This is a genomic window from Geodermatophilus tzadiensis (assembly GCF_003002915.1).
GTDB lineage: Bacteria > Actinomycetota > Actinomycetes > Mycobacteriales > Geodermatophilaceae > Geodermatophilus > Geodermatophilus tzadiensis.
Window position 1 is genome coordinate 94,959 of record NZ_PVTG01000021.1, and the last position, 13,898, is coordinate 108,856.

Consider the following 13,898-nt stretch of genomic DNA (forward strand, 5'->3'; position numbering starts at 1 on the left):
CGGTCAGCTCCTCGTCCCGATGGCGCCCGACGACTGCGTCTGCGGCCCGGGCACCTCGGGGGCGGACGGGGTAAAGTGCTCGACCTGGTCCAGCGTCAGCTGCCGGGTGAGGTCGAGCCGGGCGACGAAGCGGTCCATGCTGTGCCGTCCGCCGGGCGGGACGACCCGCAGCTGGGTGGCCGCGCCGGGTGGCACCGGGACGCCGACCGCGGCCAGCACCGTGGACTCGACCTGATTGGCCAGGTCCACCGCGCCGGTGGAGCTGAAGCCATCCCGGTCGAGGTGCGCCACCGTGCCGAGCACCGGGGAGAGGAAGACCGGGCCGGGCACCGTCTCAAGGCGCATGCCCGCGGTCACCGTCACCGTCGGGTGGACGACGGCCAGCGACCACTCCAGCCCCCGCTCGGCGCCGAGGCGGGTGAGCCAGTCGACCAGCCGGGCGTCCGCGGCTGCGGCGGCGGCGCGCCGGTCCTCGGGGGTGCCCAGCGTGCGCACCAGCTCCGGGAGCGGCCCCTGGTCGGAGTAGCCGGTGTCGCTCCAGACGGCGCGGTGCTCGGCGCGCCCGTAGCGCTGCGAGCGGGCGGCCAGGGCGGTCTCGATCCGGGCGTGCAGCTGCGCGCCCAGCCAGCCGACGTGCACCTGCGCCCGTCGCGCCTCGTGCACGAGCTGCGCGTGGTCCTCCGGTAAGAACCCGGCCGACCCGACCGCCACCGACAGCGGCAGCGCGCCGGACAGCCCGGTCGGGTACGCCGACTCCTCGTCCGCCGTCCCGGCCGCGCCGAACGGGTCGTGCACGACGTGGGAGAGCACCCGGGTCCACAGCCGGCTCTGCCGGTAGAGCACGCCGAGCCGCTGCACCTCGCGGGCGACGTGGGCGACGTGCTGCTGCGCCCACGCCCGGCGGGCCCGCCGCTCGTCCCGCTCGTGCAGCCAGGTGAAGAGCTCCTTCTGCCGCCGCATGAACACCAGCGCGGAGCCGACGAACCACACGAGGAGCAGGAGGACGGCGAGGAGGCCGCCGATCAGCGGGGAGAGGACGTCCCCGACGACCAGCCCGACGACGAGCAGCAGTGCGACCACCACCGCGGCCAGCGCGCCGAGGACGAAGCTGCGGGTGCGCCGTTGGGTCTCGAGGATCCGAGCGGGCGGCTGGTCGTCGCCGGTCTCGTCGGCGCTGCCGATCGCCTCGCCCAGCGTCCGACGGGCCTGCTCGAGCTGCCACGACAGCGCCGAGCCCAGCGCCCAGGTGAAGCTGCGCTGACGTCCCATCCACGCCCCGAGCGAGCGCAGCGTCCCGTCGAGCACGCCGTAACGGGCGGGATCGCCCGGTCCCGAGGCGGGCCGGTCGCGCTCGGCGACGAGCAGCCGCTCGGCCTGCGCGGCCATGTAGGGGTCGTCAGGGTGCACCGCGAGGGCGCCGACCTCGGGCAGCGCGCCGACCGGCAGCCGGTGCACCGGCTCGTCGGGGGACGGGACGACGGCCTCGGGCCGGTCGAGCACCTGCCGGTCCTGGCCGAACTGGGGCATGTGCACGGCCGGGTGGACGGCCGAGCCGTCGGCCAGGCTGACGCCCACCGTGGTGACGTCGGACCAGAAGGTGCCGGCGTCGACGGTGCTGGTCTCGGTGCCGGGGGAGACCTGCGCTGCCAACCGGGTCGCCTCGTCGATGAGGACGCTGATGTCGTCCTCGTCGGCGGACTGCGGCGCCCGGTCGGCGGGTCGCACGCCGAGGACGAGGACCTCGTAACCGGAGCGGTCGCCGAAGAGCCGGTCGTTGGCCCAGCCGGCGATGCCGCTCGCGGTCCGGTGCAGGACGCCTGCGACCCACGCCGCCGGGGCGTTGCGGATCGCCGCCCACAGGAAGGACAGGAACATCCGCACCGCCTGCAGCAGCCCGACGCTCCGCTTGGGCGGCGACTGGTAGGGGGGCGGGGCAGCGAAGGTGGTGAGGTCGCGGTGCAGACCCAGGACGGCGGTCGCGGCGGCCTCCGCGGCGGGCAGCGCCTGCACGTCGGGGACGTCGGTCAGCCGGTCCCCGCGTTGGGTGCGGGCCCGGGGGAGCGTCCCCTCGGCTCGGTACACCTGCTCGGACAGGCCGGTGAACACCGCCTGCGAGTCCAGGGTGCGGGCGTAGGCGCGGGCGACGGTGACCTGCGTCCCCGGCCAGACCTGGGTGCCGTCGAGGGGCGCCTCTGCCATCGCCGTCCAGAGGCCGGCGACCGTGGCGAGGCCCGTGGCGGCGTGCGCGGCCAACTCGTCGGCCGGCACCGGACGGCTCACCGCCGTGGGGCTCTGCCCGTCGCGCGCCTGCAGCAGCACGTTGGGCCGCGATCCCACGACGGCGTCCTCGGGCACCGGCGTGCTGCCCGTGGCGGGCACCAGCAGGTTGACCAGCGGTGCCGTCCCGAGGCCGATCCGGTCCAGCAGGGCCAGCGATGCGGAGGTCACCGGGACCGCGGGCACCGGCTTCTCGCCGGCGCGGTCGGTGAACACCTGCAGCAGCAGGACGCGTGCCCCGGTGATGCCGGAGACGGCCAGCCACTGCTCGGCTGGGGAGGTCCGGGTGCCGTCGCGGTCGACGACGGTCAGCAGGGGTGGGCCCGGGGGCTGGTCGAGGTCGATCCACACGGACGGGCCGAGCAGGTCGGCGGCGGTCCAGTCGCGGACGACCTCGCGCACGTCCGTCGCCGCGCCGCTGCCCAGCCGGGCGAGGACGACGGTGGTGGGACCGGCGGGGGCGGTCACGCCCGGGTCCCCGTGATGCCGCGGGTGGCGGTGGGCACGAACGACGCGCCGACGTGGTCGGGCAGCTCCAGATTGGTCAGCACCTGGGTGCTCGCCGTCACCAGTTGCGCGGCGATCTCCCAGTCGCGCGGCACCTGCCAGAAGTTGTGCGCGGTGACCGAGCTGAAGTCGCCGCGCGCACCGGGCACGGCCGGGTCCGGCGGGAGCAGGCTCGTGGCGTCGTCGCGCAGCGAGGCGCACCAGTCCCGGGCCTCGGCCAGCCGCTGTTCGGCGGTCGAGGCGGCCGCCGGCTCACCCCAGGGCAGCGCACCGCTGCGGGTGCGCCCGTCCCGGATCCACGTCAGCAGAGCCTCGTTCGGCTGCCGCTCGTCGGCCGACTGCAGGTACCGGCCGAGGTGGAACAGGGCCTGGTAGGGCCGCAGCGCCGGCAGCTGCGTGTCGCTGTCGCACAGGGCGAGGGCCAGCGGCAGCGACTCGACGGCGGCGGCGAGCAGACCCCAACCCGGCGCATCGCGGGCCGGGTCCTCGGCGCCCAGCAGCGGGTGCGGGAGCCGGGTGAAGGTGCGCAGCTCCTCCGACCACACGGCGACGCCGCCGTCGAGGATCGGGCCCTCGCCGGGGCGCAGGACCTCCCCGGTCAGCCGGCCGACCACCCAGCCGGTGACCAGGGACTGCAGCCAGCTGCGCGACACCGGGACGAAGTCGGTCAGCGACCGGCCGCGTCGCCAGCGCCAGAAGCTGCCGCGCAGCTGCGGGGAGGCCGACTCGTTCCACTGCTTGCGCACCGGGCGCTGGAGGGAGGAGAAGGCGACTGGGTTGTAGAGGCCGGCGTAGTTGCCGAGGATGTCGATCCGGCTGCGGGAGACGTCGGTGACCGCCGCGCGCAGCCGCGTGACAGCGTCCCCGTCGATCGGCCGCCGGCCGTCCTGGAGCGCGTCGGCCATCCGGTCGACCACGTGCGGGCTGCGCGCCAGCGGCAGCTCGTTGAACTGGTAGGTGACCCGCACCTGCTCGTTGTGCACCGCCTGGACCATGGCGGCGTCGACGGCGACCAGCGGCGCGGCCAGCTGCAGGGCCGCCTCGAAGCGGTCGACGAAGTGCCGGGCCAGCTCCTCCTGCTCGTGCACACCCGCGCCCGGCCGGTCGAGGTAGGCGTCCAGGCCCTGGGTGATGAAGCCGCCCATGACCTCGTCGGGGCGGGTGACCCAGGCGCGGGCGCCGTCGAGCAGCGCGACGTGGTCGAGCCGGACGCGGTAGGTGGCCCGCCGCGAGGGGTTCACCGTGGCCAGCGCCTGCGGCCACCACTCCGAGACCCGGCCGATGCGGACCGGCGAGCCGTTGGTGTCGATGCCGGTGAGCCGGTCGGCGGTGCGCAGCCGGCTGCGCACGTCGGCGTGCAGCCAGGTCAGCACCTCGAAGACGGCGTGCTCCTCGGCCCGCTCGGCCGAGACCGCGCCACCGCCGGGGGCGAAGCCGTTGAAACTTTGCACCAGCTGGTCGGCGTAGGACCGCGGGTAGGTGGCGATGTCCTCGAGCAGGACCTCGTTCTGAGCGGTCGCGAAGCGGGCGGGCACGTCCTCGCCGACCGGCCACTGCTGCACCTGCGTCGTCGACACGGTCGACACCGGGATCTGGCCGACGGTGGCCCGCTCGGCGGCCTCGAGCTCCTCGCGGGCGTGCTGCAGCCCGGTGCGCAGCGGCGGCAGCAGGTCGGTGCCCAGCTGGGCGAGGAGATCGCCGGCGAGCGCGGCGCCCTTGCGGACGAACAGGTCGCCGAAGTGCTGCCGGATGCGGGTCGTCGCCCGGCCGACGACGCCGTGGTTGGCGTCGATGGCGGCGGTGACCGTCTGCAGCTCGGCGGTGACGTCGGCGGCAATCTCCTGCGGGTGCATCGTGATGGCCGAGTTGCGGGAGAGCTGTTCGGCGGCGACCTGCAGGTCCGTGGCCAGCGTCTCGAGCAGTCGCTCGGCCACGGGCAGCCCGCGCTCGCCGGCCACCCGCAGCACCGCCGTCTCCAACCGGGCCTGGACGTGCGGCACCCACCGCACGGCGGCCTCGCGCAGCTCGGCGTCGGCGTCGCCGCTGATCCGCTGGAACGAGGAGCTGATGAGACCGGCCAGCTGCTGCGCGAAGTGCGCTCCCTTGGCGGTGTATCCCGGGACCATGGCCGGGGCCACCGCCGCGGAGGTTGAGTTCGCGGCGAGCGTCTCGCGCGCCTCGGCGGTCCACACGTCGTCGACGAGGTGGCGCAGGTAGCTGGTGTCGCGGGCACGCAGGTCGGGCAGCCCGGCCCACTGGAGGAACTGCGGGTAGTACTCGGCGGCGGTCGAGGTGACCGCCTGCTGGGGGCTGCGCTGTCCCGTCTGCACGGTGACGTCCCAGTGCCCGCGCAGCAGCCGCTCCAGGCCGCGGCGGGCCAGCCGCTGGGAGGCGTACTCGGCGTACCGGTCGCGGCCCAGGCCGAGGGAGGCGAAGCCGATCGAGCCGAAGACCAGCGGCTCGGTCGTCTCGCCCTGTGCGCTGTGGGCGGACGGTTGCAGGCTGAGCTGGGTGCGGTCCTCGAGGTGGTTGGCGGCCGCCTCGAGGTTGCCCACGGCGTAGGCCTGCAGGCTCGTCTGCTGCGACTCCGACAGGAAGAGCGAGGCCAGCGACCGGGCGAAGCCGCGGTAGATGGTCTCCGAGGCGCCGTCGCCGAAGCGGGCGCCGGTCACGCCGTTGTAGGCGCCGACGGGGAAGGTCAGCAGCGGCCCGCGGCCCGGCTCGACCGGCTGGGGGACGCCGCCGTAGACCGACCACTCCTCGGCCGTCCACCGCGTCTGGCGTGCGGCCATCGCCGACATGAGCTCGGCGACGGTGCCCAGGGCGTTGGCGTTGACCCCGGCGCGGCGGTTGGGCTGCAGCCGGTCGAAGACGTCGGGCGTGTAGAGGAAGGCCAGTGCTTGCTCAGCGGGGAAGTTCGGCACCTGTCCGGCGACGGCGCGCAGCAGGTTGCAGACGTCGAGGGTCATGGACGCCCCGGTGCCGCCGGCCAGGGAGGAGACGACGAAGACGAGGGTGTCCTGAGCGGGCCCCTGCGGGAGGTCGAGCAGGCCTGCGAGGGTGCGCAGGTCGCTGTCGGCGGCGCTCTGGTTGAGCCGCTCGGCGACCGGGACGAGCCGCTCGTACACGAGGCCCGCCCGTGCCAGCGTCAGCAGCCGCCCGACCGCGCGGTACTGGCCGGCGCCAGCGGTGATCGGCGTGGTGACCGCCTTGGGGTCGGGGCGCCAGCGGGCCAGCTGGCGCAGCTGGTTGCCGGTGGGCTGGTGGGACAGGGTCGACTGCAGCGCGGCGTCCAGGACCGCGTAGCTGTCCACCGGGGTGCTCACCGGGACGTAGGTGCCGCCCTGCGCCGGCACGGTCTGCGGCAGACCGGGGCCGACCCCGTCCGGCGCCGACGGGACGTCGATGTGCACGAACTCCCAGCACCGGGGCAGGTGGTCGGCGGTCCAGCCCAGCGTGGCGAGCCCTGAGCGCAGCTGGTCCATGAGGAACTGCAGGGTCTTTCCGCCCGAGCCGCCCAGGCCGACGACGCAGATCTTGTACACGAGGGGTCACTCCAGGTCGGTGCGGGTTCCGGGCGCGCTCAGCGCCGGTGGGGATCGGACGAGGACGGCCATGGGGAGCCGCCGCCGGCGAACGGGTCGTGGGCCGGCTGCGGCACCGGGGTCCCGGGCGTGCCGGCGGGGGGCCAGGCACCGCCGCCGCCCGGCCAGGCCGACGGTGGGCCACCGAACGGATCCGGTGCCGGGCCGCCGCCGGACGGACCGCCGAAGGGGTCCGGCGGGGGCGGGGAACTGGCCGGGGCGTCGGCGCTCTGCCGGGCCGCGGCGCGGAGGCTGTCGACGGCACCGGCGCCCTCGGCGCGGGCCCGGGCCAGCAGCGCCTGCCGCTGCTCCTCCGGCGCGACCGCGTCGACGACGAGCAGCAGCCGGGCGGGCACCTCGGGAGCGTTGGAGGCCGCCGAGGTGCGGTCGAGCAGCAGCGTCCAGCTGCCCGCGAGGGCCAGCGGCAGCCGCGCGGCCAGCGTCTTCGGCGCCCGGCCGCCCGGAGCGCCCGAGACGCCGACCTGCGCCGGGTCCTCGACCTCGGCGAAGCCGGCCTCGGTGAGCCGCACGCCGGCGCGGGCACGGACCGGGATGCCGGAGAGCACCGCGCGCCGGCGTCCGCCGTCGGGCGGGGGCACCGGGGCCCACGGGCGGTCGAGGGCGGCGCCGGACAGGCCGCCGGGGCCCACGCGCACGTCGAGGACGGTCGACTGCAGCGGTTTGTCGGGCAGCTTCGCGGCGATCCGGCGGCCGAGCAGGAACACCAGCACCGGCAGGCCGATGCCGATGAGCAGCGCGGCGAGGAAGACGCCCACGAGCACGCCGGTGTCGGCGGGCCGCACCATCTCGGCGGTGTAGGACACGGAGACCTCGACCGCGCGCCCGTCCCGCTCGCCGGCGTCGATGCCCTCGGGCGCGGCGCGCAGGACGATCGTGCCCTGCAGGTCACCGTCGCCGACGACGTCGGACTGCAGCTGCACACTCAGCTCGCCGGTCTCACCCTCGGCCAGCTCGAGGCAATTCCCGGCGCTGTCGTACGGCGAGAGGGCGGCCACCGTCTCGACGCCACGCGGGCGGACGCTGGCCGTCGCGGACTCCACCCACACGCAGCCGGGGCCGGTGACGGGCAGGGCCACGGACTCGCTGGGCTCCGTGCCCTCCAGCCGGCCGACGTTGACCGGGTCGACGGCAACGGTCGGGAAGCCCAGCGGGGGGAGCACCTCGACCTGCCGGGTGCGCACCTGTGGCTGCAGCACCTGGCCGCTGACGGTGGTGACCGCCAGCGAGGTGACCAGCTCGGCCCGGCCCTGCGGGAAGTCGTCCGGGACCGGGTCGAGCGGGACGGCGCCGAGCTGGTCGCCTGGGACGCCCGTCGCGAGCGGGGCCTCGGTGCCGTCGGGCGCGCGCAGCGTGACTTCGAGGGCGAGCGTGGGTGCGGGCTCGCCGAGCGTGGCGGGGCTGTCGTCGGAGCGGACCAGCGCGAACGGCACCGTGCCGAACTCCTCGCCGACCTGATACTCGACCGGGAGGCCGGGCGCGACGACCGCGGCCAGGTCGGCCTGGATGGTCAGCTGGGTGCGGGTCACCGCGTCGGGGTTGCGGCCGGTCGGGTCGACGAAGACCACCTGCCAGGTGCCCGACCAGTTGGCGCCGTCGGCGGGGATCGTCGCGTCGATCGCGAAGGCGCCGTCGGCGTACCAGGTGTAGTCGAGAGCGACCGCGCCGGCCATCACGACGTCCGAGGGGTCCGCGGCGTCATAACTCAGCACCTGCGGCGGCTGCACGCCCGGCGGCTGCACGTACACGTCGATGCCGGCCGCGTCGGAGGTGCCGACCAGGTGGATGGAGGTGATGGAGGCGTCGAGGGTGAAGGTGTGCGCCTGCTGTGGGCAGGCCGCGCCCACGCACACGCCCTTCTCGTCCACCGGCTGCGGCGGATTGGCCGGGTCGCCCACGGCGTCGAAGGCGAGCACCAGGTCCTGGACGTCGTCCGCCGGTAGGAACAGGCCGTACGCGGTCGCCGCACCGCACTGGGTCGGCGTGGACTCGGCGATGCTGCTGAGCAGGCCCAGGTCCACTCCGTCGCCGGACAGGCCCAGGGCGATGAGCAGGATCCGGTCCTCGCGCAGCTGGTCGGCCACGCCGCCGGCGCGGCACAGGTCGGCGCGGCCCGCTTCGGCCACCTGCGCGGCGGCGGCGTCGGAGGTGATGGGCGTGCCCTCCGCGCCCGGGATGGGCAGCGTCTCGCCGTACTGCCGGCGCTCGACGTCGGTGTCGCGGGCCGAGAGCTCGTACTGGCCGTCGGTGAACAGCACCAGGGCCTGGCAGGGGCGCTCGGCCGCGGGGGTGCGGTGTTCCACGAGCCGCTGACGGGCGGTGCTCAGGGCCGTCCAGTAGTCGGTCTCGAAGCCGTCGTCGCGCGCGGCGAAGTCGGCGACGGCGGCGGAGGCGGCGGGCAGCGACGCCACCGTCAGCGGTGCCCAGTCCGCGGCGCTGCGCACGCCGGCGGAGAAGCCGCTGACGGCGAGCTCGATGGTCGCGCCGCTGCGGGCGGCGGTGTCGGCGAGCCGCGCGAGCAGCAGCTGCGCGGCGGCCACGCGCGTGTCGTCGGGGTCGGTGCGGCCGAGGCTGCCGCTCTCGTCGACCAACAGGAGGACGTTGGCCTGCCCGGTCTCGGCCAGGCAGGCGCCAAGGTCTTGCAGCGCGGCAGTCCCCGCAGGGGACGGCACGGCGGAGGCGGGGACGGCAAGTCCGGTGAGGGCGAGCACCGCCGCGATCAGGACCAGCAGGGCGGCGACGACGCGGCGGGGCAGGGCGCGGGTCACGCGAAGACCTCGAGACGGGAGAACCAGTCGGCGAACAGCCAGGCGTGCGCCCCTGCGGCCAGCAGGGCGAGGACGACCGTGCCCAGCCGCAGCGCACGCACCACGCCGTCGCGGCCGAGGTACCAGGCGCTGGCGCGGCGGCGGGTGTCGGTCAGCGTCGCCGCGATGAGCAGCGCGGCGGCGCCGAAGGTGGCCACCGCCCAGCCGAGCACGTGCCAGCCCCACCCGTCGAGGAACAGCAGCGGCACGGTGACCAGCGGGGCGAGCAGCGCGGCGCCGAGCAACGCCAGGGGCGGCCTGGCCCGCTCGGCAGGGGCTCCGGCCGGCGCCGCGCCCCACGGCGAGCCGCCGCCCGGGGGCGGTCCGGCCGGCGGTAAGCCCTCGGGCGGCGGGGGAGGCAGGAAGCCCCCGATCGTTGGGAAGCCGCCCGTCGCAGGGCCGCCAGGGGCGGGGAACCCGCCGGGCGAGCCGCTGCCCGGGCGTCCGCCGGTCGGCGGGCCCCAGGGGTTGGCCGGGCCGGTCACGCGGCGCTCCGGGTGAACGGCCGCGGGCCCGCGGGCACGCGAGGGACGAGCATCGGTTCCCCCCTCGGTCGGCTTCGCAGCGGGTGCGAGTCCGGTCGAGTATCGACATCGGTCCTGACAGCGGCAACGAGCTTTGAGGCGGTCTTCGCTGACTCTGGTCAGCCTGATAGGCCCACCGAGCGGAAGAATTCGATACGGCCCTGCGACACTCCTTGGCCCACGGCCCGCACCTTCCACTCACCCGACCGGCGATAAACCTCGGTGACCAGCACGCTGGGCGCGTCGGGAAGGTCCTCCACCGGGTAGGCCACCAGCGGCTCCCCCGTGCTGCCGGTCCGGACCGTTGCGGTCAACCCGACGAGCGAGCGCACGCTTGGGCCCGACACCTCCAGCGCAAAGGCGACACTGACGACGTCGTCCGGGGTGGTGGCCAGGTCAACCAGGAGTTCGAAGCGCTCGCCGCTAGCCGTGGGAGTGGGGCACGTCCATGTGACCTGGTGCGCCGGACTCAGCGCACGTCCGCGGCCGTCGCAGGCGACGGCGACGAGCGCAGCGGGTGCGCCCGAGCCGCGCCAGGCGAGTTCGACCCGCACCTGCGCCGGCGCTGGCGAGGAGGCCGTCCGCAGCGGTGCGTTGGCGCCCCGCACCAACGTGGTCATGTGCGTCGTCCTCTCGCGGCCGGTGCCCCGTGCGCCGGTCCTCGGCAGACTAGGTGGGGAACGACTTCGTGTCGCTACTCCCACCCATGCCGTGCCCAGAACGAGACCGAGAGTGTGACCCGTGGGGCGGATTGATCGGTTGGAGTGCGAGACGAACTGCCGGTGTGCTGGAAGTGGGAAGTTGGGGCGACGGAGGTCCGGGGGGCGTCTCGATCGTGTGATCTCCCGGCCAGGACCCCCGGCACGCGACGGCGACTGCAATCGTCGGTGGCCTTCGTGTCAGGGAGGCCCCGTGTTCACTTCGCCCTGTCGTCCCGGTGCTGTCTGCAGCGGATCTGCGGACCGGCGTCCGACGGCAATCATCATCGTGCGGCGGCGGCCGCGCTGGACCCCCGCCCCGGCGGCCCCGGGTGCCGGTCAGGTGACGGAACGCTGACGAGTCGTCCCACCCGTCACCCGGCGGGCCGCGACGTTGGCACGAGGTGGCACATTCCTGCTCCCTGAGTCCCTGCGGACTCCCGAGCGAGGAGACCACTCGTGCCCTGTGCGACCTGCTCTACCGAGACCCACCCCGGGCCGGTCTGCTCCCGCTGCGCCGCGCTGGCGCAGCTGACCCAGCCGGTGCTGCGGCTGGAGACCCGCCGGCGCCCCGCTGTACCGCGCCCACAGCGCTGACCCGACGTGCGGAGGCAGGGAGGCGAGGAAAGCTCACGTCCCTGCCTCCGCAGGTGGGGCGTGACGGACCTCACCGCTAGCAATGCGCTTGCAGGAGTTAGCGGCGGCGATCGGCGGGGCAGGAAGAGAGCGTCAGGTCATCCCCGATCGTTGGAGTCCTCCCCGTCATGACCGACACCACCCACGCCAAGATCGTCAACCAGCTCCGCGCGCTCGTCCTGCTCAGCCAGACCGAGGAGCAGATCGCCCGCACGCGCGTGTCCCAGGCCCGGACCGACGCCGTCCGCCGCGAGCTGACCCAGAACGCCGACAACGCCGCCGAGCGCACCCGCCTCGTCACCGCCGAGCTGCGCGAGCTCGGTGGCGTCCCGGACGTCGTCACCCCCGCCGTCGGCCGGTTGTCCGCCGTCCTCAAGGCCACCTTCGAGCAGGCCGCGCCGATCGAGGAGGCCCTCCTGCAGGACCTCACGCTCGAGCACCAGCTGCTCGACCGCGCCACCTACCTGAAGGTGCTCGCCCAGCGGGCGCAGCTGCCGAAGGTGGAGCGCCTCGCCGAGGGCCTCGTCACGGCCCACAAGTCCACCGTCGAGTGGCTGACCGTGGTCCTGGCCGAGGAGGCCCTGGGTGGCCCCGCCGCCCTGCAGCCGACGCCGTTCCAGACCGTCGCCGGTGCCACCGCCCGCGCGGCCAACGCCCCGTACCGCTTCGTGGCCAACCGCGTGAACGAGGCGCTCGACACCGTCGCGCAGCGCCGCCAGCGCGTCGAGGACGAGGTCAGCCAGGCCGCGAACAAGGCCAGCTCCTTCACCGACGCCGTCCGCGAGACCCTGACGGTCGGCCGCAGCGCCGCGCTGCGCCGGGCCGAGCGGATCGCCCGCCGCGAGGGCAACCGCCAGGCCGCCGACGCCGCCAAGGCCGCCCGCGAGGAGCTCGGCGACGTCTCCGCCGACGAGCTGCCCATCAAGGGCTTCGACTCGCTGTCGACCTCCGACGCGGCCAAGGCCGTCAAGGAGCTGCGCGAGCCGCACGACATCCGCGTGATCATCCGCTACGAGGAGACCCACAAGAACCGGTCGAGCGTGGTCAGCGCCGCCCAGGTCGCCCTCGCCGCGGTCGCCAAGGAGGCCGTCGGCGTCGACAACTGACGCCCGGAGCCTCTGGAGGGCCCGCACCCGACCCGGGTGCGGGCCCTCCGTGCGTCCGGGAGATCCCCGTCGCACCCGATGGACCCCTGCGGCCCGGTCGGGGAAGGTGGAGGACATGGAGATCACGCCGCAGGCACTCGAACAGGAGTTCAGCCTGCAGACGGCCGCCACCCGCCTGGACTTCCTGAGCCGGCGGGACTCCGGGTCCACGAGCCTGAACACCGCCCGCGACACCTCCGGCGACGACTGGAGCAGCCTGCTCGCCGACGACACCTCCCTCGACGTGCCGGAGTCGCTGGAGCTGCTCGCGCTCGGCGAGGTCATCGCGCGCAAGGCCCACGACAGCCAGCTGACCGGCTTCCGCGCCGCGCTGCGGGGCGGGGCGAGCTGGGAGCAGATCGCCGCCGCCCTCGACATCACGCCCGCCGAGGCATGGACCCGCTTCCAGGCGGCCATCGAGCAGCAGGAGCGCAGCGCCGCCCTCGCGCCGGACGAGGCCGCCTCCGCCCGCGAGCTCGCCGGCGCCCGCCCGGCCGGCTGAGCGGGCCGCCGATGCGGCTAGATGTACCTGGCCATCAGGTTGGTGCCAGGCGGCTGATCCGAGGAAATCCGCCCAGTGCGCTGTGGCGGCGGTGAGTGTTGTAGTGCTCGAGCCAGGGAGCAAGGGCGGCGGCGCGCTCGGCATTGCTGGTGAAGACCTGCCGGTAGGCCCACTCGGTGGCCAGGGTGCGGTTGAGCCGTTCGACCTTGCCGTTCTGCCACGGGCAGTGCGGTCGGATGAACTTCTGCCGGGCGCCGAGTGCATGGATGACCGGGCGCAGTGACCACCGGTAGGCCCAGGCGTTGTCGGTCATCACCCGCTCGATGTGGCCGATGCCGTGGTCGGCGAAGTAGGCCGCGGCGCGGGCCAGAAAGCCCGCGCAGGTGGCGCCCTTCTCGTCGGTGAGGATCTCGGAGTAGGCCAGCCGCGAGTGGTCATCGACCAGGGAGTGCACGTAGTCGAAGCCGACCCGGCTGGCCCGGTTCCGGCTGGTGCTGCCGGCGGCCCGGCCGTGCGCCCGCCAGCCGCCTCCATCCGGGATACGGGCCAGCTTCTTGACGTCCATGTGCACCAGCTCGCCGGGCCGGGACCGCTCGTAGCGGATCGCGGTGGCCTTCGAGGCCCGGATGACCTGACCGGTCATCGGGTCCAGCGTGGCCAGCCGCGGCAGACCCCGGCGGGTCAGGACCCGGGAGACGGTGCGGGCCGGAACGCCGACTTCGGCGCCGATCCACGCCGGGCCACGACGCTCGCGGCGATGGAGCTCGACGATGCGGTCCTCGGTCTCGGCAGTGGTGCGCCGCGGGCTGGTGTGCGGGCGGCTGGACCGGTCGGCCAACCCGGCCGCGCCCTCGGCCGTCCACCGCCCGATCCAGGTCTGCACACACTTGCGGGAGATCCCCATCGCCGCAGCGATGTGGGCCTTCTTCCACCCCGCCTGATACCGCTGGACGATCAATTGCCGGCCATGAACGGTCGTGCGGGCATTAGTGTGGGACACGAGAACCTCCGAGCAGGGACTGGGCCTTCGACAAGCCACACCCCACTTGGAGGTTCTCCTTCGTTCAAGCTCAGCCCGCCGTCACCAACGTCCTGGCCGGGTACAGCTAGAGCGTGTCTCACGGATCTTGTTGGTTGGAGTCGGCGGGCTCCGGGCGATGCGACAGCATCGATGCGTGGTCTCCGATGAGGCGTGGGCGT

8 protein-coding genes are annotated in these 13,898 nt (G+C 74.6%); 2 read left to right on the top strand and 6 right to left on the bottom strand.

Features of this window, described 5'->3' with window-relative positions; all coding sequences use genetic code 11:
• Positions 1–3: 3 nt before the first annotated feature.
• The 5 genes from LY71_RS21500 to LY71_RS21520 form a co-directional block, all read right to left on the bottom strand.
• Complete coding sequence (locus LY71_RS21500; protein WP_106281646.1) at positions 4–2,745, bottom strand: hypothetical protein; 2,742 nt, start codon at positions 2,743–2,745, stop codon at positions 4–6.
• Complete coding sequence (locus tag LY71_RS21505; RefSeq protein WP_106281649.1) at positions 2,742–6,329, bottom strand: tubulin-like doman-containing protein; 3,588 nt, start codon at positions 6,327–6,329, stop codon at positions 2,742–2,744. Before LY71_RS21505 ends, LY71_RS21500 begins: the two co-directional genes overlap by 4 nt.
• A 38-nt stretch (positions 6,330–6,367) precedes the next feature.
• Complete coding sequence (locus LY71_RS21510) at positions 6,368–9,154, bottom strand: vWA domain-containing protein (RefSeq protein WP_106281651.1); 2,787 nt, start codon at positions 9,152–9,154, stop codon at positions 6,368–6,370.
• Positions 9,151–9,438: a hypothetical protein gene (locus LY71_RS21515; RefSeq protein ID WP_106281654.1), complete on the bottom strand. Its 288-nt coding sequence runs from the start codon at positions 9,436–9,438 to the stop codon at positions 9,151–9,153. Before LY71_RS21515 ends, LY71_RS21510 begins: the two co-directional genes overlap by 4 nt.
• A 398-nt stretch (positions 9,439–9,836) precedes the next feature.
• On the bottom strand, positions 9,837–10,337 hold the full coding sequence (locus tag LY71_RS21520; RefSeq protein WP_106281656.1) for a TerD family protein: 501 nt from the start codon (positions 10,335–10,337) through the stop codon (positions 9,837–9,839).
• 842 nt (positions 10,338–11,179) lie between these two features.
• Between LY71_RS21520 and LY71_RS21525 the strand changes: the two genes are divergently transcribed.
• Together LY71_RS21525 and LY71_RS21530 are read left to right on the top strand one after the other, a co-directional pair.
• Positions 11,180–12,157 (top strand): hypothetical protein, encoded by a 978-nt coding sequence (locus LY71_RS21525; protein ID WP_106281658.1) that lies wholly within the window; start codon positions 11,180–11,182, stop codon positions 12,155–12,157.
• Positions 12,158–12,272: 115 nt separating this feature from the next.
• Complete coding sequence (locus LY71_RS21530; protein ID WP_106281661.1) at positions 12,273–12,698, top strand: hypothetical protein; 426 nt, start codon at positions 12,273–12,275, stop codon at positions 12,696–12,698.
• 34 nt (positions 12,699–12,732) lie between these two features.
• Here the strand turns inward: LY71_RS21530 and LY71_RS21535 are convergent, their stop codons facing one another.
• Positions 12,733–13,698 carry an IS481 family transposase gene (locus LY71_RS21535; RefSeq protein ID WP_106281663.1) on the bottom strand — a complete coding sequence of 322 codons (966 nt, stop codon included), beginning with the start codon at positions 13,696–13,698 and terminating at the stop codon, positions 12,733–12,735.
• Positions 13,699–13,898 lie beyond the last annotated feature (200 nt).

Coding starts and splice junctions, on each gene's coding strand:
- LY71_RS21520 (WP_106281656.1), bottom strand. CDS start 10,337: ATGACCACGTTGGTGCGGGGCGCCAACGCACCGCTGCGGACGGCCTCC.
- LY71_RS21525 (WP_106281658.1), top strand. CDS start 11,180: ATGACCGACACCACCCACGCCAAGATCGTCAACCAGCTCCGCGCGCTC.
- LY71_RS21530 (WP_106281661.1), top strand. CDS start 12,273: ATGGAGATCACGCCGCAGGCACTCGAACAGGAGTTCAGCCTGCAGACG.